The 19397-nt window shown below is 62.0% G+C and carries 19 protein-coding genes; 12 read left to right on the forward strand and 7 right to left on the reverse strand.

Going from position 1 to position 19397, the window contains the following annotated elements:
- Positions 1-4: 4 nt before the first annotated feature.
- Together C7446_RS12920 and C7446_RS12925 are read right to left on the reverse strand one after the other, a co-directional pair.
- Entirely contained in the window at positions 5-1750 is a 1746-nt protein-coding gene (locus C7446_RS12920) for an NADPH-dependent assimilatory sulfite reductase hemoprotein subunit (protein WP_121173528.1), read from the reverse strand.
- A gap of 2 nt (positions 1751-1752) precedes the next feature.
- The gene (locus tag C7446_RS12925) at positions 1753-3558 is read right to left on the reverse strand and encodes an assimilatory sulfite reductase (NADPH) flavoprotein subunit (protein WP_121173529.1); all 1806 of its coding nucleotides are present in this window, start codon (positions 3556-3558) and stop codon (positions 1753-1755) included.
- A gap of 127 nt (positions 3559-3685) precedes the next feature.
- Here C7446_RS12925 and C7446_RS12930 point away from each other — a divergent pair, with 127 nt between their 5' ends.
- Complete coding sequence (locus C7446_RS12930; protein WP_121173530.1) at positions 3686-4342, forward strand: nitroreductase family protein; 657 nt, start codon at positions 3686-3688, stop codon at positions 4340-4342.
- On the opposite strand, the gene C7446_RS12935 is transcribed toward C7446_RS12930, so the two are convergent.
- Positions 4315-5277: a threo-3-hydroxy-L-aspartate ammonia-lyase gene (locus tag C7446_RS12935; protein ID WP_170150090.1), complete on the reverse strand. Its 963-nt coding sequence runs from the start codon at positions 5275-5277 to the stop codon at positions 4315-4317. The two genes, C7446_RS12930 and C7446_RS12935, sit on opposite strands and share 28 nt — an antisense overlap.
- A gap of 185 nt (positions 5278-5462) precedes the next feature.
- Here C7446_RS12935 and yegS point away from each other — a divergent pair, with 185 nt between their 5' ends.
- The 3 genes from yegS to C7446_RS12950 all read left to right on the forward strand — a co-directional run bounded on the left by yegS (position 5463) and on the right by C7446_RS12950 (position 7405).
- Entirely contained in the window at positions 5463-6377 is a 915-nt protein-coding gene (gene yegS / locus C7446_RS12940) for a lipid kinase YegS (RefSeq protein WP_170150091.1), read from the forward strand.
- A 45-nt stretch (positions 6378-6422) separates the two neighbouring features.
- Positions 6423-6860, forward strand: coding sequence for a nucleoside deaminase (locus C7446_RS12945; RefSeq protein ID WP_121173532.1), 438 nt, complete (start codon positions 6423-6425; stop codon positions 6858-6860).
- Between the two features lie 113 nt (positions 6861-6973).
- On the forward strand, positions 6974-7405 hold the full coding sequence (locus C7446_RS12950) for a hypothetical protein (RefSeq protein ID WP_147408776.1): 432 nt from the start codon (positions 6974-6976) through the stop codon (positions 7403-7405).
- Between the two features lie 155 nt (positions 7406-7560).
- Here the strand turns inward: C7446_RS12950 and C7446_RS12955 are convergent, their stop codons facing one another.
- Positions 7561-7767, reverse strand: a complete 207-nt coding sequence (locus C7446_RS12955) for a cold-shock protein (protein ID WP_070976792.1) — start codon at positions 7765-7767, stop codon at positions 7561-7563.
- Between the two features lie 232 nt (positions 7768-7999).
- Here C7446_RS12955 and C7446_RS12960 point away from each other — a divergent pair, with 232 nt between their 5' ends.
- The 5 genes from C7446_RS12960 to C7446_RS12980 all read left to right on the forward strand — a co-directional run bounded on the left by C7446_RS12960 (position 8000) and on the right by C7446_RS12980 (position 11490).
- Entirely contained in the window at positions 8000-8839 is an 840-nt protein-coding gene (locus tag C7446_RS12960) for an isopenicillin N synthase family dioxygenase (RefSeq protein ID WP_121173534.1), read from the forward strand.
- Positions 8836-9324 carry a GNAT family N-acetyltransferase gene (locus C7446_RS12965; RefSeq protein WP_121173535.1) on the forward strand — a complete coding sequence of 163 codons (489 nt, stop codon included), beginning with the start codon at positions 8836-8838 and terminating at the stop codon, positions 9322-9324. Before C7446_RS12960 ends, C7446_RS12965 begins: the two co-directional genes overlap by 4 nt.
- 99 nt (positions 9325-9423) lie before the next feature.
- Entirely contained in the window at positions 9424-9843 is a 420-nt protein-coding gene (locus C7446_RS12970; RefSeq protein ID WP_121173609.1) for an NINE protein, read from the forward strand.
- Positions 9844-9900: 57 nt separating this feature from the next.
- Entirely contained in the window at positions 9901-10875 is a 975-nt protein-coding gene (locus C7446_RS12975) for a cation diffusion facilitator family transporter (RefSeq protein WP_121173536.1), read from the forward strand.
- Positions 10876-10920: 45 nt separating this feature from the next.
- Positions 10921-11490: an exopolysaccharide biosynthesis protein gene (locus C7446_RS12980; protein ID WP_121173537.1), complete on the forward strand. Its 570-nt coding sequence runs from the start codon at positions 10921-10923 to the stop codon at positions 11488-11490.
- 196 nt (positions 11491-11686) lie between these two features.
- Here the strand turns inward: C7446_RS12980 and C7446_RS12985 are convergent, their stop codons facing one another.
- Positions 11687-13621, reverse strand: coding sequence for a transglycosylase SLT domain-containing protein (locus C7446_RS12985; protein ID WP_245977846.1), 1935 nt, complete (start codon positions 13619-13621; stop codon positions 11687-11689).
- 221 nt (positions 13622-13842) lie between these two features.
- On the opposite strand from C7446_RS12985, the gene C7446_RS12990 reads away from it, so the two are divergent.
- The 3 genes from C7446_RS12990 to C7446_RS13000 all read left to right on the forward strand — a co-directional run bounded on the left by C7446_RS12990 (position 13843) and on the right by C7446_RS13000 (position 17179).
- A complete protein-coding gene (locus tag C7446_RS12990) occupies positions 13843-14169 on the forward strand; it encodes a YkvA family protein (protein ID WP_121173538.1) in 327 nt (108 codons plus the stop codon).
- A 172-nt stretch (positions 14170-14341) separates the two neighbouring features.
- On the forward strand, positions 14342-16225 hold the full coding sequence (htpG, locus tag C7446_RS12995; RefSeq protein ID WP_121173539.1) for a molecular chaperone HtpG: 1884 nt from the start codon (positions 14342-14344) through the stop codon (positions 16223-16225).
- A 186-nt stretch (positions 16226-16411) separates the two neighbouring features.
- The gene (locus C7446_RS13000; protein ID WP_121173540.1) at positions 16412-17179 is read left to right on the forward strand and encodes a protein bax; all 768 of its coding nucleotides are present in this window, start codon (positions 16412-16414) and stop codon (positions 17177-17179) included.
- Between the two features lie 6 nt (positions 17180-17185).
- Here the strand turns inward: C7446_RS13000 and C7446_RS13005 are convergent, their stop codons facing one another.
- Together C7446_RS13005 and C7446_RS13010 are read right to left on the reverse strand one after the other, a co-directional pair.
- Positions 17186-18655, reverse strand: coding sequence for an ATP-binding protein (locus C7446_RS13005; RefSeq protein WP_121173541.1), 1470 nt, complete (start codon positions 18653-18655; stop codon positions 17186-17188).
- Entirely contained in the window at positions 18652-19314 is a 663-nt protein-coding gene (locus C7446_RS13010; RefSeq protein WP_121173542.1) for a response regulator, read from the reverse strand. The genes C7446_RS13005 and C7446_RS13010 overlap by 4 nt, the downstream gene beginning before the upstream one ends.
- Positions 19315-19397: the final 83 nt, after the last annotated feature.

A 19397-nucleotide genomic window follows, 5' to 3' on the forward strand; every position in this document is an offset into this window, starting at 1 on the left:
CGGCTTACTGCTCGTGGAAATCCAGCCCCTGGGTGGTCGCCTTGATGACACCGGCACGAATGACGAAATCTCCGAAGCACTCGCCGGCTTCACGCTCGCTGGCGTAGCGGTGCAGCAGTGGTGTGAGCTCTTCCAGAATGGTCTTCTCGTCGATGTTTTCGCGATACATCTTGTTGAGCCGGGTACCGGTTTCGTTACCCCCCAGATAGAGGTTGTAGCGACCGATAGCCTTGCCGACAAAGCCGATTTCGGCCATGAACGGACGGCTGCAACCGTTGGGGCAGCCAGACATGCGAACCACAATTGGATCGTTTTCCAGCCCGGCCTTCTTCATTATGCTGTCGAGCTTGTCAAGCAGGCCCGGCAGATAGCGCTCGCTTTCGGCCATGGCCAGACCGCAGGTGGGAAAGGCTACACAGGCCATCGAATGCTGGCGCATTGGGGTGACGTTTTTCACCATCCGATACTGGTCGATAATGGCGTCGATTCTTTCACGATCCTTCTCGGCCACGCAGGTGATGATCACGTTCTGGTTGGTAGTCAGAACAATGTCGCCATCATGCATGTCGGCGATTGCGCGCAGACCCGATTTGATCTGCATACCAGCATGGATGGGATTGTTGGCCGGATAGTCACGAATACGTCCGTTTTCAATGTACAGGCCATAGTGCCACTGACCATCCTCGCCCTGATACCAGCCCAGCTGGTCACCGGTAGTAGTGAACTCGAAGGGGCGATCCGCAGCCAGTTCATAACCCAGATACTCTTCAACCGCTGCCTTGAAACCCTCCACGGTCATGGTATCGACGGTGTATTTCAGACGTGCGTTCTTGCGATCCTGGCGATTGCCATTGTCGCGCTGCACCAGCATGATCTTCTCGGCCACGTCGACGACCTGTTCGGTTGTGCAGAAGCCGATCACACTGGCCATGCGCGGATAGGTTGCCGGCTCACCATGGGTAGTGCCCATGCCGCCACCCACGGCGACGTTGAATCCATTGAGCGTGCCGTCCTCACCGACATCGGCAATGAAGGCAACGTCATTGGCAAATACATCCAGCTCGTTATCCGGTGGGATCGCCAATCCAATCTTGAACTTGCGCGGCAGATAGTGCTGTGTGTAGAGCGGCTCGTACACTTCATCCGGCCCACCGGCGACTCGTTCCTCGCCGAGGAAAATCTCGTGATAGGCGCGGGTGCGGGGTAACAGATGGGCGCTGATCTCTCCGGCCAGCTCATACACCTGACGGTGGAGCGCCGAGCGGTGCGGATTGGCAGTCGAGGTGATATTGCGATTGACGTCGCCGCAGGCAGCGATGGTGTCGATCATCGCATCGTTGATCGTTTTCAGATGCGCGCGCAGATTTTCCTTGAATACACCGTGGTACTGGAAGGTCTGGCGTGTGGTAATGCGTAATGTGTCGTTGGCGTAGTCACTCGCCACGTCATCCAGTGTCTGCCACTGGGCAGCGCTGATACGGCCACCGGGCAGGCGCAGTCGCACCATGAAGGAATACAGGGGCTCAAGCTTGCGCTGACGACGCTCGTTACGTACGTCGCGGTCGTCCTGCATGTAAAAGCCGTGGAACTTGGTCAACTGCGTATCGTCAGGGACAACGGCGCCGGTAGCCGTATCCGCCATGCCTTTCAGAAGGCTGCCACGCAGGTAGTCGCTGTCGACCTTCAGCCGCTCGTTGGGGTGAAGGTCATCAAACGAAACTTCGCGAAGTCGGGTGATGATGTCAGTCATGATCAGTATACATCCCGTTGGTAGCGCCTGGACTGCTGCAGTTCACGTACATGCTGAGCAGCGGCTTCCTCATCAAGGTCGCCATATTGCTGCACGATGTCCAGCAGAGCCTGATGGACATCGGCAGCCATGCGTTCGCCGTCACCGCATACATAGAAATGGGCACCTGCTTCAAGCCAGGCGTAGATTTCCTCGCCATGCTCGCGCATGCGGTCCTGAACATAGATCTTTTCGCCCTGGTCGCGCGAAAAGGCCACTTCCAGACGATGCAGCAATCCCTTCTCGCGCCAGTCGAGCCACTCGCTCTGATAGAGAAAGTCGGTGCGAAAGTGCTGATCGCCAAAGAACAGCCAGTTGCTGCCCCGGGCGCCGCGCTCCTCACGCTCCTGCATGAAGGCCCGGAAGGGCGCGACGCCGGTACCGGGGCCCACCATGATGATCGGGGTATTGTCATCATGGGGCAGCTTGAAGTTCTTGTTGTGATCAATATAGATCGGAATCCGATCGCCCGGTTCGACGTGATCGGCGAGATAGCCGGTGGTCACGCCGTTGCGGGCACGCCCCAGTGATTCGTAGCGCACCACGCCGATGGTCAGGTGTACCTCGTCGGGATCAGCATTGTAACTCGAGGCAATGGAATAAAGCCGTGGTGGCAGCTTGCGCAATGTCCCGGTAAAGGTGGCGGCATCGAGTTGCTCGGCCGGAAACTGCTCGATCACATCGATGATGTGACGGCCGTAGCTCCATTCGCGGAATTCCTGCCTGGCATCCTCACCCAGCAGACGACGCAGCTCGGCGTTGTCGCTCAGCTCGGCCCACTTCTCGACGAAGGGGCGGGTCAGGGTGGTGATCTCGAAATCGCTGAGCAGGGCATCGCGCAGCTGGCGCCCCTCGCCGACGTCACTGGCGGCATCGAGCCCGAGCGTGGCGATCAGTTCGTCGACATGCTCCGGATCATTCTGCGGCAGGATGCCCACCGCATCCCCGGGTTCGTAAACCAGTCCGGAGTCTTCCAGTGACAGCTCGACGTGACGGGTCTCCTTGCTGGAGCCGTGATCGTTGAGCAGCACGGTATCGAGTACTTCGGCGTGGAAGGGATTGCGTTTGGACCACTTTGACCTGCCGCTGTCGGCTGCCGCCTCGGCCTGGGGAGCCGCGGTGGTAGTGCCCCCCGCAAGTTCGGCAAACTTCGACAGGGCATCCTCGACCCATGCTTCGGCGGCTTCCTCGTAGTCGACATCGCAATCGACCCGATCGAGGATGCGTTCGGCGCCCAGTTCGGCGAAGCGGGCGTCGAAATCCTTGCCCATCTGACAGAACTGATCGTAACTGGAGTCGCCCAGCCCGAGCACGGTAAAGCGGGAGCCTTCCAGTTTCGGCGCCTTGCGGCCACCGAGCAGCTCGTGAAAGCCGATGGCCGGATCGGGGGGCTCGCCTTCACCATGCGTACTGACCACGACCATCAGATTGATGGGCTCCTTGAGGTCCTTCTTGCCGAAGTCCGCCATATCGGCGAAGCGCACTTCGAAACCGCGGGCCTTGGCGCGATCGCGTGCCAGCTCGGCGACACCTTCGGCGTTGCCCGTCTGGCTGCCGAACAGCACGACCACTTCGGGCGCCGAAGCGGTCGTCTCGGCTGATGCAGGCGCGCCGGTGGCAGCCGGCTGTCCGGAAGCGCTGAATCCGGCGAGATACCCACTCAGCCAGGTCATCTGATGGCTGTCCAGGCTCTGCAGCACCTCGTTGAGGCGTTGCGCCTGGTCAGCGCTCAGGGGACTGTTGGTATCGAGTAGGGGGCCTTGCGACATCGGGATATTCCTCATCTCGTCCCCGGGGCGGGAAAACGCATGCTAGCGATCGGCCCCTCGAATTAAAAGGTATAAATTATAATGCTGTTATTCGAAAATGGATTAAAAAACCACAGGGAGACAGCGCATGACGCGCTTCATGCCACTCGAACAGTATCCCGATCATCGGCTGGCGCCGGTACTGGCAGAGCGCCGCAGCAGGCGCACCTTCGCTGCCCGGTCGCTGGATGCGCGTACTCTCGGGCAGCTGCTGTGGGCCGCCCAGGGCACCATCGACAATGACCGGCGTACCACGCCATCGCCTCATGGCTGCTATCCGCTGGTACTGGCGGCGTATTGTACGCGTGTTGAGGGCATGGCGCATGGGCTCTATCGCTATTGTGCCGATCCGTTCGGACTGCAGCCTCTGGTGGCTGACGCGTTCCGGGTCGATGCCCTGGCAATCGGTGAGCAGCCCTGGTTGAACGAGGCGGCAGCGCTGGTGCTGATGGGGGCCGATACCGGCAGCATGAATCGGCATTTTGCTGATCAGGGGGCGGAGCGCGGGGCACGTTTTGTTTATCTCGAAGCCGGGGCGGCGATGCAGAACGTGCTGCTGCAGGCCGAGGCGCTGTCGCTGGCAGCCGTGGGTGTGGCTGGTATCAAAGAGCATGCCCCGGAATTCCAGCAGGCCCTCGGCGAGGAGGTGACCCCGCTGCTGGTGCTCTGTGTGGGCATGCGTGACGGGGCTGCAGCCTGCCAGGGGGCAGTGCGGGGTCACGCCTCTGACAGCAGTCGGGCGTAGTGTGCGGGGCTGATGTTGCCACCACTGATCAGGATGCCTACCCGCTGACCGGCGACCGGGATCGAACCTTCCAGCACGGCTGCAGCAGCGAGACAGCCGGTAGGCTCGACGAACTGCTTCATGCGTTCGGCCAGGAAGTGCATGGTGCGCACCAGTGCGGCATCACTGACCGTGACGATTTCGGCCACCCGGCGCTGAATGATGGGAAAGGTCAGTCGACCGAGATGAGTGGTCGCAGCACCATCGGCCAGGGTGCGAGGTGCGGGAATGGTCACGATCTCACCGCGCGACAGGGATTGCTGTCCGTCATTGCCGGCTTCCGGTTCGACACCGATAATGCGACAGTGGGGTGACAGTTGTTCGGCGGCAATGGCGCTGCCGGACAGCAGACCGCCGCCGCCGAGACAGACCACCAGGCTGTCGAGCTCCCCGGCCTCGTGGAACAGTTCCAGCGCTGCCGTACCCTGGCCTGCGATGATATCCGGATGATCGTAGGGTGGAATCAGGCTCAGACCATCACGTTCGGCCAGCTCTGAGGCAATGGCTTCGCGGTCTTCGCGATAGCGATCATAGGTGATGACCCGGGCTTCATGGCTGCGGGTGGCCGCCATCTTGGCCGGTGGCGCATCCTCGGGCATGACGATGGTAGCCGGTATGTGCTGCTCGCGTGCTGCCAGCGCCACGGCCTGGGCGTGATTGCCGGAGGAGTAGGCAATTACGCCATGGCGACGCTGGTCATCGTTCAGTCGGGCGATGGCATGCCAGGCGCCGCGAAACTTGAAGGCACCGATACGCTGAAGGTGTTCGGCCTTGAACAGCAGCTCGGCCCCGGTGCGCTCGTTGGCGGTCCTGCTGGTCAGTATCGGCGTATGATGCGCATGCCCCCGGAGAGAGCGTGCGGCACGACGGACATCGTCGAAATCGGGGTCGGGCATCCGGATAAATCCATCAGTGGCATCAGGCCACATGGATGCCATGATAATGTCGGCATGGCAAGCCCGGCCGCATATCGGCACGGTGCATGTCGCTCCGGGGTCGCGCCTGTACAGGCCGAGGTGCGGCACCGGCGCCATGGTAACGGATATACCAGCAGCAAGGCCGGTCAGGGAGAAGAGTACGCGTGCGCATCTGGTTGATCATCAATGGCAAGGCGACCGATGACCCCGCCCTGCAGGAGGCCATCCGGAGAGCCCGGGCAGCGGGCGTGGCCCTTGAGCTCAAGGTGACGCAGTCGGGCGAGGATGTCGAACGCTTCATCGGCATGGCGGTGGAGCGCAGTATCCGACGGATCGTGATCGGCGGTGGCGATGGCACCCTGCACGATGCCGTCAATGCCCTGATGCGCCATCCCGCCGAGCAGCGTCCGGAAATGGGCATCGTGCCCATGGGCACGGCCAACGACTTTGCCACCAGTACCGGTATTCCCCTCACCCCCATGGATGCCCTGTCGCTGGCCACCGATGGCGAGGCCTTCAATATTGATGTGGGCTGCATCAACGATCTGCATTTCATCAACCTGGCCTCGGGCGGTTTCGGGGCCAGGGTGACCAGTACCACCCCGCCCAAGCTCAAGAAAATGCTCGGGGGCGGGGCCTACTCGCTGGTAGGTGCCATGCGTGCCTGGCGCTTTCAGCCCTTCGAGGGGCGCCTGATCCTGTCCGACCGTAATGTGGAAGCCTCGCTGATCGTGCTTTCGATTGGCAACGGCCGGCAGGCGGGAGGCGGCCAGGAGCTGGCACCGAAGGCACTGCTCGATGACGGGCTGCTGGATGTGCTGGCGGTGGAATCCTTTCCGCTGTCACGCATCGGGCAGGCCATTCGCGAGCTCAATCATCTCTCCGACCAGGGCAGCGTGGTGCGCTACTATCAGCTGACCTCGATGCAGTTCGACAGCCGCCGTCCGCTGCCGGTCAATCTGGATGGAGAGGCGCACGAGTTTACCCAGATGAGTATCAGTATCCGCCCCGGTGCGCTTGCCGTTATCCTGCCGGAAGAGTGCCCGCTGCTGAGCGCCCGGGCCGGAAGTGCCGACTGACGGGGAGGGCCCGTCAACTTCGGATCAGCAACCTCGGGAGCAATGATGGACAGATTCATGCAGGCGGCTTTCGACGAGGCGCGTCGTGGCCATGAAGAGGGCGGCGTGCCCATCGGCTGTGTCATCGTGCACGATGATCGCATCATCGGTCGCGGACACAACCGGCGGGTTCAGCAGGGGAGTGCCACGCGCCACGGCGAGATCGATGCGCTGGAACAGTGTGGGCGGCAGCCGGCTGAGATATATCGGGAGAGTCGTCTCTATACCACGCTGTCACCCTGCGTCATGTGCTCGGGGGCCATTGAGCTTTACGGCTTTCGCCATGTGATCGTGGGAGAAAACGTCAACTTTGTCGGTGCTGAAGATCGGCTGCGTTCACTGGGGATAACCGTTGATGTCCTCCAGGATGAAAGCTGTATCGAACTGATGCAGCGCTTCATTCGTGAACATCCCGAAATCTGGTATGAGGATATCGGCAGGTAGAGGTACTGCCTGATCGTTCCCGCTTGCATGTCCCGGGGTGCTTTGCTGGAATGAAACTGCACAGGGAGTTGATGGACCAAACAGTCAGTGACCCGCTATCAGGGAGATTTGAAATGAGCAGGAAAACCTTGGCAATTGCCGGTACTACCTTTCTCATGGCGCTGGGCCTTGCAGGCTGCGGCGGCGGAGATGAGCAGGGCGGCGAGCAGCAGTCCGGCTCCGGTAGTGAGCAGAGCCAGTCCCAGCAGCAGAACTCCCAGGGCACAGGCAGCGGACAGGGCAGCGAGTCCGGTTCGATGCAGGGCGGCAGCTCCTCCGATTCGATGGAAGGCAGCGATTCCGCATCGAATCAGCCCGAATCAATGGGCTCGGGTGGCACCAACGGACAGATGTCCGATGACACCAGCTCCAGCATGAATGGCATGAACGAGGACAGCATGAACTCCGAAGGCTCCACCGGAGGCGGCACAACCTCTTCGGGTGACATGGAGCAGGGCAGTGACGACGATCAGCAGCAGAATACCGGTTCGACCGGTAGCCAGTAATTCGTGACGTGTCCCGGTAATGCTCGGGGCCGGCTGCCACAACGGCAGTCGGCCCCTTGTCATTCGGGCACTTCACGATGGCGGCTATCGAATTTCAGGTATTAAAAAAGCCCGCCACGAGGGCAGGCTTTCCGGCCATCACGACTGACGATCGTTCAGTCGATAACCTTGATGTTGGCAGCCTGAAGGCCTTTCTTGCCCTGGGTCACCTCGAAGGAGACCTTCTGGCCATCCTGCAGCGACTTGAAGCCTTCAGCCTGGATTTCGGAAAAGTGTGCGAAGAGATCGTCGCCACCATCATCCGGGGAAATGAAGCCGTATCCCTTGGTGTCGTTGAACCACTTGACGGTACCGGTTGCCATTGTCGATTTCCTTGCTGTCTTGACGATAAAGCCGAGCCGTAGCCCGAAAAAATGCGTTGGGCTTTCAGGGGACTGACGCTCGGAAATCGAAGAGTCGACCGTAGCTGCCGATATCCTACCTGCAAACCTACGCGAAGCAGCATGCGCCAGCGCCCGGGGAGCGTCAAGCGAATTTTCGCATCCCCTGCACACCGGCTAATATGCCTACAAGAACACACTAGAGGCAAAGTCCATGCAGGTCCAGAACGTCGATTACGAAAGCGCTGAAGCTGCACAACAATTCACCCGCTCGCTGCGGGAGACGGGCTTCGGAGTAATTCGCAACCACCCCGTCTCGCAGGCACTGGTTGAGCGTATCTACCGGGATTGGCAGCAGTTTTTCGAAAGCGACGAGTGCCTTGAATGGCGCTTCGATCCGGTCACCCAGGATGGCTACTTTCCCCCCGATGTTTCGGAAAAGGCCAAGGGGCAGCAGCTACGCGATCTGAAGGCGTACTATCACGTCTTCCCGTGGGGCAAGGTGCCGCCCGAGCTGCGTCCCGACATAGAAACCTATTACCAGCAGGTCGAGCAGCTGGCAGCGCAGCTGCTCGGCTGGATCGAGGCCTGTACCCCCGATTCGGTATCCGGCACCTTCAGTGAGTCGCTGTCCTCCATGATCCGGGAGAGCCAGCAGACCCTGCTGCGAATCCTCTACTATCCCGCTCTCAGCGGCAGTGAAGAGGCCGGTGCGGTGCGTGCGGCCGCCCACGAGGATATCAATCTGATCACGGTGCTGCCGGCTTCCAATCAGGCCGGGCTGGAGGTGCAGGATCGTTCCGGGGAGTGGCTCGAAGTGCCCTGCGATCCCGGCCAGCTGGTCATCAACGTGGGTGACATGCTGCAGGAGGCTTCGGGAGGTTATTACCCTCCCACGACACATCGGGTGGTCAATCCGACGGGCGAGGCACGCCGTCAGCCGCGACTGTCGCTGCCCCTGTTTTTGCATCCCCGCTCGGAAGTAACCCTTTCCTCGCGCTACACGGCAGGGCAATATCTCGAGGAAAGGTTACGGGAGCTGGGAGTGCTGTGAGCGAACTGCCGCAATTGTCATTCTGGCCGGATTACTGGCGTCCGGCCGCTTCCGAGGCCGACGCACGCTTTGCCCAGCGTCTGGTTGAAAGCACCATGGCGCCCTACTGGCGGGCGCGACACATGGTCTTCAGCAAACAGCTGTTCCGCCAGCAGTGGCGCCGGATCGAAAAGGCCATTCTGGTTCAGCAGGGCGAGGCCGTGGGTCTGATCGCCTGGGAGGCGCATGATGACATCCATCATCTGCGTGAACTGCATCTTGTCGAGCACTGGCGCGGGCACGGGCTCGGTCGTCGTACCCTGGATGACTGGATCGCCCGCCAGCGCTCGCTGGGGGCCCGGAGCTTCCGGCTCAAGGTCTTCGCCGACAATCCTGCCAGGCATCTCTATGAACGGGTCGGTTTTCGGCCCGCCTACCAGTCCAGCGACATTTCCGGATTGATGGGCATGTTCCTCTCGGTGGATTCGCTTTCCGGGGTGAATTGAACCCGCGGGCCATCGTCCCCATTCATCGGCTCTGAACCAGCACAGGGGCTACCCTGTGTCGATAATGACGACACGCATGCATGAGCAGGGGCCGTGAACGTGAATACGACTGCAACCAATGGCGCGGATACCCACAGCAAGCTGCTGGGCTATCTGCTCTGGCTATTCGGTTTTCTGGGAGCGCACCGCTTCTATTACGGCAAGCCGGTCACCGGCACGATCTGGTTCTTTACCCTGGGACTGTTCTTCATCGGCTGGCTGATCGATCTGTTGCTGATTCCGGCGATGGATCGCGAGGCGGACATGCGCTTCGTGGCCGGGCGCAGCAGCTACACCATCAGCTGGATCCTGCTGACCTTTCTGGGCGCGCTCGGGATACACCGCATGTACATGGGCAAATGGCTCACGGGCATTGTCTATCTGCTGACCGGTGGGCTGTTCATGATCGGTGTGCTCTACGATTTCTGGACGCTCAACGATCAGCTGTCCATGCAGCATCTGCGTGAGCAGCGCCAGTAGCGGCAACACTCCCCGCGCCAGGGAACGGTTTTTTCAACAAGCGACAGGACGTCTGGGATGGCATCGGAATCAAAGGCGGTGGTTTATGCCGCCATGGGGGGCAATCTGCTGATTGCCCTGACAAAGTTCGTCGCGGCAGCGATTACCGGTAGTGCCGCCATGCTTTCCGAAGGGATTCATTCGGTGGTCGATACCGGCAATCAGGTGCTGCTGCTGCTGGGCATGCACCGGGCCAAAAAGCCGCCGAGCCCACAGTTTCCCTTCGGCCACGGCAAGGAAGTCTATTTCTGGAGTTTCGTGGTGGCCATCCTGATCTTCGCGATCGGATCCGGGGTCTCGCTGTACGAGGGCGTGCTTCACGTGATGGCGCCGGAGCCGATCAGCTCGCCCATGGTCAACTACATCGTGCTCGGCCTGGGCATCCTGTTCGAGGGCGCTTCCTGGCTCTTTGCCCTGAACAGTGTCCGCAAGACCAAGGGCAAGTGGAGCTATGTCGAGACGGTACGACGGGGCAAGGACCCTTCCCGCTTCGTGGTGCTGTTCGAGGACTCCGCTGCCCTGCTGGGGCTGTTCATCGCCATGCTCGGCGTCTTTCTCTCGCAGTGGACCGGCATTCATCTGTTTGACGGCATAGCCTCGCTGCTGATCGGCCTGATCCTGGGGGGTACGGCGGTCTGGCTGGCGATCGAGACCAAGGGGCTGTTGATCGGCGAGAGCGCCAACCAGCACGTGGTCGAGGACATTCGTCGTGCTGCCGGCGAGAGCAACGTGGTGGAAACGGTCAACGAAGTATTGACCATGCACATGGGGCCGAATTTCATCCTCGTCAATCTGAGCGTGCGCTTTCGACGCGACCTGACCGCGGAGTCACTGGAAAAGGCGATCGTGCAGGTGGATCGGGCCATCAAGGAAGCCCACCCCGACGTCAAGCGGGTGTTCATCGAGGCCGAAGAGCGGGCCGGTGTCGATCAGCGCGAGCAGCCGGTGGATGAAGCGGCCGCCTGGGATGGCTCGGCCACCCCATCAGCCTGACCGTAGCCGGCGCCTAATTACCCCGAATCGAATGGAGCCGTATCATTGAGTGAAACGGAAAAACTGACCGAGCTGCTGGAATCGCTGGATCGCAACCACAGTGGCAATACCGTCAGCATCAGCGATATCCTGGAAAACTTTGCTTCCCGCGGCTTTGCACCGCTGCTGGTGGTGCCGGCCATGCTGGCGATGATCTGTCCGCTGCCGGGGGTGCCGACCGCGTGCGGACTGTTCGTGGCGCTGGTGGCCATCCAGCAGGTGTTCGGCAGGACGTCCCCCTGGCTGCCACGACGGCTGCGTGAGGTCTCGATCGATCAGCAGCGCTTTCATCGTGCGGTTGAAAAGGCCCGGCCGTTTACCACCCGGCTGGATCGGTTGCTCAAGCCGCGACTCTCCTTCATTGATCAGCCCCTGGTCGAGCGCGTTATTGCCATTCTGGTGGTGCTGCTGGGTGTATCGATGGCGCCGCTGGAGCTGGTGCCCTTTGCCGCCGCACTGCCCAGTGCCACGCTGTTGCTGATTGCGCTGGGCATGGTGGCCCGTGACGGGCTGGTCATGAGCATTGCACTGGGCATTGCGCTGGTGGGGCTTGTCTGGATCGTGCTGGTTATCTGAACGCACTGCGCTCAGAGCGCCACCACGCTCGAAGCGTCGCCGGGCAGGGGCCACAGCCGGCGATACCCGCGGTGAGCCCGAGCGGCAGGGCAGGGGCTGCTCTAGCCCCGTTCTGTATCCCCTGGCCGCCACTACGGTGGCCGCGGGTGGCAGCCACCGCTCAGGGCGTCCTGGAGATTCAGGGGGCTATGGAGGTTCAGGGGGTCATGGAGAGGTCATAGCGGGCATCGCGCTCATCCGCATTCAGCATCGAGATGCCGCGGGTCGTGCCCCTGTCCTCGGCGGCGAAGATGACCCGATAACTCAGCACGGCCTTCACATAGGCGCGGGTTTCCGCATAGGTAATGCTCTCCACGAACAGGTCAAGCGGCTGGGGTCCTTTCGCCAGCCAGCGATCGGCGTTGCCGGGGCCGGCGTTGTAGGCCGCGATGGCCGCCACCCGGTTGCCCTGATAGCGCTGGATCAGTTCCTTCAGATAGGCGCTGCCGAGGCGGATGTTGTGGTCGGCCTGTTCCAGGGCCTCCACACCGCTGTAGTCGATGCCCAGTCCGCGGCTGACATGCTGCGCAGTGCCGGGCATCAGCTGCATCAGGCCGCGTGCCCCCACCGGTGACTGGGCCTGGGGGTTGAAGGAACTTTCGCGCCGGGCGATGCCCATCAGCAGCCAGGGATCGAGGTTGCGCTCGTTGCCCCAGTGCCGGAACTGTTGCTCGAAGGCCGGCGGGAACCTCCAGCTCAGGGCATCCCACTGATCACCATGCACGGCTGCATAAATGGCCAGGTCATACCACTGCTGCTCCAGGGCATACTGCGCCAGGGTCGGGATCTGGGCCTGTGCGGCGTGGCGGATCAGATGGTACCACTCGGCCCGGGCCAGTCCGGGTTCATCAAGACGATAGAGGGCGCGGATGCGGCGTATCGGCCCCAGTCGGGCGGCATCCTGCAGATCGGCGTCGGCGATGGTCAGCTGACTGGCATGCAGCTCATAGGGCTGTGAAAGCCGGTCGGCGGCCAGGAAGCCGAAGAAGCTGCGCTGCGACGAGGCCACCTGCCAGGCCTGGCGGGCCGAATCGTCATGCCCGAGCTGTGCCCGGGCCCGGCCCAGCCAGTACTGCCACTGGGCATCCCGACGCTCCTCCGGGGCCATGCGCTCGATCCAGGCCATGGCGCTGTCCCAGTGGCGATCGGTCAGGGCGTTGCGGGTACGCAGTTCCAGCAGATCCTGGTCGCCCAGCCGACGGATGGTGCTGTCGGTCCAGGTGGCATTGGCATCAACGTGGTGCACCATCGAGTAAAAGGCCAGATCGTGCTCGATTTCGTGGCGCTGTTCGCTGTTCAGTGGTGTCTGAGCGTCGAGCCGCTGCCAGAGTTCGAGGGCCCCGGCGGGATCGTTGCGGGTCAGCCGATGAAAGGTGGCCGTGTAGAGCATGCTGGCAGCGCCGTCGCGGTTGCGAAGCTGCCCGGAGACCGACGCCAGGGCTTCGGGGTTCCGGCGTACCTGCTCGAAGGCCGCCTGCACCGACTGCCAGCTTTCCGGCAGCATCCGGCCGAGATAGTCGACCAGTGAACCGTTGCCGGCCCGCCACGCCAGCAGCATCCGGGCCCAGACATCATCGGCATCGATCCCGCCGCTGGCACGCAGCCTGTCAAACAGCGGGTTGCAGGTATCCGGCTGGGAGTGACCGGTACGCCATAGCCGGCGTCCGCCCATGGCCGCACGCTCGGCGTCACGATCCAGCAGGGCACGATAGAACCAGCACTGCCGTTCGGTGCTGTCCGGCGGACCGTCGCTGACGGCCAGCAGGGCATCGAAACGGCCGGCCTTGCCATAGGCCGACTGGGCGACACCGCGCATCCAGTCGGACAGCGGGGAGTCGGTAAAGCGATGCAGGTATTCATTGACGGTGGCCGGGTCGACCGCCGGCAGGCGTGATTTCAGTTCGTGATATTCGACATAGCCTTCCAGCACGTGATCGGCTATGGCGGCGTGGTCGATGCGGCTCCACTGGTGCTGGCGTGCAGCGTCCAGCGCCTCGCGCAGCGCGGTATCATCGGCTCGGCCGGGCAGGGCGGTCAGCAGCGCCGCGATCCCCATCAGCCAGCCGATGCACAGGGTTGTTTTCAGCCTCACCCGATAATCTCCTGACAGCCAACAGCATGAACGTACAGCTTGCGGCACTGCGGGGTAGTGGCAGGGCACCGGTGCGGGGTGTCTGCCGGCATGTTTCGACCGTGATCGAGCGCTGCCTATCCTGGCATGAGAAACAATCGGCTTTGTAGTGTCTAGACTTGAAGAAATGCGTCGTGATGACAGGCTGCAGCCATCATCAATCGTTACTTCGGAGGTGACCGATGAAGAGACTCAACCCGATCGGGCTGGTGAGGGGGCGCGGGCGCGTCTACTGGCGGATCGTCAAGGCGCTGACCACCTTCTTCCCGATGATGCGTGACTGGCAGCGGGGCGACTATCGCCCGCTGCCGAAACGGGCGGTGGTGCTGATGGCCGTGGCACTGCTGTACATCGTCTCGCCGCTGGATCTGATTCCCGATTTCCTGCTCGGCTGGGGCTGGATCGATGACATCGTGATCGGTGGCTGGCTGCTGGCGAAACTGGATGAAGAGCTGGATGACTATCGACGCTGGCGCCAGTCCAGGGACAGCACCGGAGTGGCGAGCTGAAACCGGGGCGACGGCAATCACCGCTCCGAGGGGTGTGGCATGCGCCATGCCCTTGAAATTCGTGATCTCTCCCCCATAACCGGAAACACATCGCCACGGGCATACGGCCATGCGGTCGTGTGCCACGGGGCGGCCACCTTTCATCCGTGAACGCCGTGAGGGAAGATCACCCATGACGACTGCTCAAGAGCAAACGCTGGGCTTTCAGACCGAAGTCAAGCAGCTTCTGCACCTGATGATCAATTCGCTCTACTCCAACCGGGAAATCTTCCTGCGCGAGCTGATCTCCAATGGTGCCGACGCCTGCGACAAGCTGCGCTATCGGGCACTCGACAACGATGCTCTCTATGAGGGCGATCCCGAGCTGCGCGTCGAGATCGAGTACGATCAGGAAGCCAAAACGGTCACCATCCGCGATAACGGCATCGGCATGAGCCGCGAGGACGTGATCTCCAATCTCGGGACCATCGCCCGCTCCGGAACTGCCGAATTCCTGCAGCAGCTCTCCGGCGAGCAGAAAAAGGATGCCAAGCTGATCGGCCAGTTCGGGGTCGGCTTCTATTCCGGTTTCATGGTGGCCGAAGAGGTCGTGGTGCGTACCCGTCTGGCGGGCACCGATCATGCTGCCGGCATCGAATGGCGTTCGCGCGGCGAGGGTGAGTTCTCCATCGCCGAGATCGAGCGTGCCGAACACGGCACCGAGATCGTGCTGCATCTGAAGGAGGATGCCCTCGAGTTTGCCGACGAGAGCCGGCTGAAGCATCTGGTCCGCAAGTACTCCGATCACATTGATGTGCCGGTGCGCATGCCGACCGTACAGCAGGGTGAGGACGAGACCGAAACGACCGTGACCTGGGAGACGGTCAACGAGGCCCAGGCGCTCTGGACCCGGCCGAAGTCGGAGATCAGTGACGACGAGTACAAGGCCTTCTACAAGCACATCGCGCATGACTTCAGCGATCCGCTGACCTGGAGTCACAACAAGGTCGAGGGCAAGCTGGAGTACACCAGTCTGCTTTACGTGCCCGAGCGTGCGCCCTTCGATCTCTATCAGCGTGAAGGGGCTCGCGGCCTCAAGCTCTATGTGCAGCGTGTCTTCATCCTGGACGATGCCGAGCAGTTCCTGCCGCTCTATCTGCGTTTCGTCAAGGGCGTGCTGGACTCCAACGATCTGTCGCTGAACGTGTCCCGCGAGCTGCTGCAGCAGGACCCGCAGGTCGAGAAGATGAAGAATGCGCTGACCAAGCGCTCGCTCGACATGCTGGGCAAGCTGGCGAAGGATCCGGAAAGCTATCAGGGCTTCTGGAACCAGTTCGGTACGGTGCTCAAGGAAGGGCCGGCCGAGGATCATGCCAACAGCGAGAAGATCGCCGGGCTGCTGCGCTTCTCCACCACGCATACCGACAGCACCACCCAGGATCAGTCGCTCCAGGACTACATCGGCCGCATGCAGGAGCAGCAGCAGTCGATCTACTATATCGTGGCCGACAGCTTCAATGCTGCCTGCCACAGCCCGCATCTGGAGATCTTCCGCAAGAAGGGCATCGAGGTACTGCTGCTGTCCGATCGGATCGACGAGTGGCTGATGACCCATCTGACCGAGTTCGATGGCAAGTCTTTCGTGGACGTGGCCAAGGGCAACCTCGATCTGGGCGAAATCGACAGCGAAGAGGAGAAGAAGGCCCAGGAAGAGACGGCGAAGGCCAAGGAGTCGCTGGTGGCTCGTCTCCAGGAAGTGCTGGGCGAGGACGTGCAGGAAGTGCGCGTGACGCACCGCCTGACCGACTCGCCGGCCTGCGTGGTGCTGCCCGAGCACGAGATGGGCTATCAGATGCGTCGTCTGATGGAAGCCGCCGGCCAGCCGCTGCCCGAGGTCAAGCCGATCCTCGAGCTCAATCCCGAGCATGCGCTGGTTTCCCGGCTGGAAGGGACCGAAGGGGATGCCTTCAGTGATCTGGCGCACGTGCTGCTGGATCAGGCGATCATTGCCGAAGGCGGGCAGCTTGATGATCCGGCTGCCTACATCAAGCGACTCAATACCATGCTGGCCGGCTGATCCCGTCGGCAGTGCTCCAATGGCGGCCCGCTTCTGCGGGCCGCTTTTTTTGTGACCGCGGATGCCACAGGGTCAGCGTCGGTCATGAAAATTAGCCGACACTGGCCGATTTTCGCGAAAAATGAGCTGTCTTTTCTGCAGGCGGCTGGTAGCCTTGTCCGGTCCAGTTGATACGAGTCCGACCCGATGAGCAAAGCGTCGTGTGTCAGGGCACTCGTGTTGGCGCTGATCGCCACTGCCATTTGCCTGTCCGCGGGAGTCGGGCAGAGCCGGGCGAGCGACGCCGACATGCAGATGCCCGACCTGCGTGAGCACCAGGCGGGGCCTGCACGCAAGATCGCGTTTTTCAGTCTGATGATCCCGCTGATCGAGCAGCAGAATGCCGAGATCGAACAAAATCGTCAGTGGCTGCAGACCATGCGCCGGCAGGGGCGCTGGTCGGCTGGTGAAAGGCGTCGCCTTGCCGCCCTCTGCAGCCGTTACCGGATGGGAGGTGCAGTGCCTGCGGCCATCGACTGGCCGCAGCTGCTCGAACGCGTGGATACCATTCCCATCCAGCTGGTACTGATTCAGGCCGTCGAGGAATCCGGCTGGGGCACATCGCGCTTTGCCCGTGAGGGCAACAACCTGTTCGGGCTGCGCTGTTTCGGTACGGCCTGCGGCATGGCCCAGCGGGGGTCGGACCGCCGTTATCAGAGCTTCGATTCGGTGGGAGAGGCCGTACGCGCCTATCTCGATAATCTCAACACCCATCGCAGCTATGCCCGGCTTCGCCACAAGCGTGCCGAGCTGCGACGCCAGCACCGCAGTGTGACGGCGCTGGCACTGATCCCCGAACTGAAGGGGTATTCGATTCGTGGCGAGGCCTATCTGGCGGCGCTGGAATCGCTGCTGCACAGCAATGCATCACTGATCGAGCGGCTGCGCAGCGACGCCGTGGCATCGCTCTCCTGAAGGGCCTTACGCCGCTACCGGCCAGACAATGCTGACCTCCAGACCGTGCGGCACCCGATTGCGCAGCTGCATCGACGCATGCTGACGCTGCACCAGTTCCTTGACGATCGATAGCCCCAGGCCGCTGCCGGAGGTGCGCTGGTCATTGTTGCGATGAAAGCGCTCGGTGACCTTTGCCAGAGCCTCGGGGGCAATGCCCGGGCCATCATCGAGCACTCGGATGACCGGCCGCTGCTGACTGTCCTGCTCCAGACTCAGGATGACGCTGCCGCCTTCGGGCGTATAGCGCAGGGCGTTGTCGATCAGATTGCGCAGCAGTACCCCGAGTTCGGTCGGGTCGGCCCTGACCGGCAGCGTATCCAGTCCATCGATGGCCAGTTGCTGACCCCGGTCACTGGCCAGCGGCCAGAGCTCACTGGAAAGCTGGGCCGCGATGGGATAAAGATCGATGATCTCGGGGGGGCGCTGGGGCGTGCGTTCGAGCCGGGCCAGGGTCAGCAGCTGATCGACCACCCGCTGGAGCCGCTCGATACCGCAACGTGCCTTGTGCAGGGAGTTCAGCTGCAGCACCTGCTGGCCCTGCTCACCACCATCGGTTCGGCTGAGCCGTGCGGCTTCTTCATCGGCCTGGGCGTTATCGAGATGAATGCGGACTCCGGCCAGTGGAGTGCGCAGCTCATGAGCGGCATCGGCGGTAAAGCGACGCTCCCGGTCCAGCGCCAGCCGCAGCCGGTCGATGAAGGCATTGATGGCTTCGATCAGGCCCTCGAGTTCGCGAGGCGTGGCATGCTCGATGGTGGTCAGGTCCTGGTGATGACGCTGGGCCACCTGACGGGTCAGGGCGTCGATCGGTTTCAGGCCGCGGCGGATGATCCACCAGATGGCCAGGCCGATGAGCGGCAGGATCAGCAGATAGGGCAGGGTGTTGCCATAGACGATCTTGCGGGCCAGCTCCTGCTGGAAGTCCTCGCGCAGCCCGATCGAGATCCAGATACCGCTGTCGCGATCATCGAGACTGAACACCCGCCAACGCTCATCGTCATAGGTCACCCAGCGGTAACCGGCTTCATGCGGCGCCGGGAAACGCCCGGCATCGTTCCAGTAGGCACTGAGCAGCAGTGGTGAGCCATCGTCATGCCAGAAGCCCATGGAGAGCAGCCGCTCCTCGTGCATGAATCGCCTGGGCGGGCCATTCTCGCTCCGGGTGGCAGGGGGCCGCTGGCTGTCCGAGTCGCCATAGTACTGTGCCAGGTGACCGGGCTGATTGAGGTGGTCGAGCAGATCGCGATAGTCGCGCGTATTCATGTCACTACCCAGCATGCCGGCGACCACCCGGGTCATCTGGGCGAGCTGGGCGTCGAAGATCTCGTCCATCTCGTGATCGGTGGTGAACCACGCCGACAGTGCTGACAGGCCGGCGCCGGCGAAGACCACGATCATCAGGGTGCGGGTCAGGTAGCGGCGGATCGATTTCATGACAGCCGATCGTCGAGGCGATAGCCGATGCCGCGCAGGGTCACGATCAGACGGTTGTCGAGCTTCTTGCGCAGATGGTGGATATGCACCTCGAGGGCGTTGGATTCCACTTCATCCTGCCAGCCGTAGAGCAGCTGTTCGAGATGGGGCCGGGTCATGACCTGGCCGGGATGGCTGGCCATTTCCAGCAGCAGGGCATATTCGCGGCGACTGAGCGTGACCGGATTGCCACGCCAGGTGACCTCGCGACGGGAGTCGTCGATGGTCAGCTCGCCCACCTCGATGCACTGGTTGGCCCGCCCGGCGGCACGCCGGCAGATGGCGCGCATGCGCGCAACCAGTTCTTCCAGCTCGAAGGGCTTGAGAACATAGTCATCGGCACCGGCATCCAGCCCGGCGACCCGATCCTCGACCCCGTCGCGCGCGGTCAGGATCAGCACCGGGACACTGTGCTGGCGGCGCAGTCGACGCAGGACTTCCATGCCGTCCATGCTGGGCAGGCCGAGATCCAGAATCACCACGGAGAAATCATCCGTTTCCAGCGCCGTCAGAGCCTGTTGGCCATCGGTCAGCCACTCCACGGTATAACCTTCACGCCGGAGTGCCGTTTCCACACCATCGCCGAGCAATGGGTCGTCTTCAATGAATAGCACTCGCATGGTGCGACTCCACTCTGCTCATGAGTAAGGATCCGTTCGCTGTGGGACGGCAATGTTAGGCGTGCGTTCCCGGCCCTTGCTAG

It is taken from the genome of Kushneria sinocarnis, from assembly GCF_003633775.1.
GTDB classification, from domain to species: domain Bacteria; phylum Pseudomonadota; class Gammaproteobacteria; order Pseudomonadales; family Halomonadaceae; genus Kushneria; species Kushneria sinocarnis.

Coding starts and splice junctions, on each gene's coding strand:
- C7446_RS12935 (WP_170150090.1), bottom strand. CDS start 5,277: ATGCCCGACCCCGATTTCGACGATGTCCGTCGTGCCGCACGCTCTCTC.
- C7446_RS12975 (WP_121173536.1), top strand. CDS start 9,901: ATGGCATCGGAATCAAAGGCGGTGGTTTATGCCGCCATGGGGGGCAAT.
- C7446_RS13005 (WP_121173541.1), bottom strand. CDS start 18,655: ATGAAATCGATCCGCCGCTACCTGACCCGCACCCTGATGATCGTGGTC.
- C7446_RS12945 (WP_121173532.1), top strand. CDS start 6,423: ATGGACAGATTCATGCAGGCGGCTTTCGACGAGGCGCGTCGTGGCCAT.
- C7446_RS13000 (WP_121173540.1), top strand. CDS start 16,412: ATGAGCAAAGCGTCGTGTGTCAGGGCACTCGTGTTGGCGCTGATCGCC.
- C7446_RS12925 (WP_121173529.1), bottom strand. CDS start 3,558: ATGTCGCAAGGCCCCCTACTCGATACCAACAGTCCCCTGAGCGCTGAC.
- C7446_RS12930 (WP_121173530.1), top strand. CDS start 3,686: ATGACGCGCTTCATGCCACTCGAACAGTATCCCGATCATCGGCTGGCG.
- C7446_RS13010 (WP_121173542.1), bottom strand. CDS start 19,314: ATGCGAGTGCTATTCATTGAAGACGACCCATTGCTCGGCGATGGTGTG.
- C7446_RS12955 (WP_070976792.1), bottom strand. CDS start 7,767: ATGGCAACCGGTACCGTCAAGTGGTTCAACGACACCAAGGGATACGGC.
- C7446_RS12990 (WP_121173538.1), top strand. CDS start 13,843: ATGAAGAGACTCAACCCGATCGGGCTGGTGAGGGGGCGCGGGCGCGTC.
- C7446_RS12950 (WP_147408776.1), top strand. CDS start 6,974: ATGAGCAGGAAAACCTTGGCAATTGCCGGTACTACCTTTCTCATGGCG.
- C7446_RS12920 (WP_121173528.1), bottom strand. CDS start 1,750: ATGACTGACATCATCACCCGACTTCGCGAAGTTTCGTTTGATGACCTT.
- htpG (WP_121173539.1), top strand. CDS start 14,342: ATGACGACTGCTCAAGAGCAAACGCTGGGCTTTCAGACCGAAGTCAAG.
- C7446_RS12960 (WP_121173534.1), top strand. CDS start 8,000: ATGCAGGTCCAGAACGTCGATTACGAAAGCGCTGAAGCTGCACAACAA.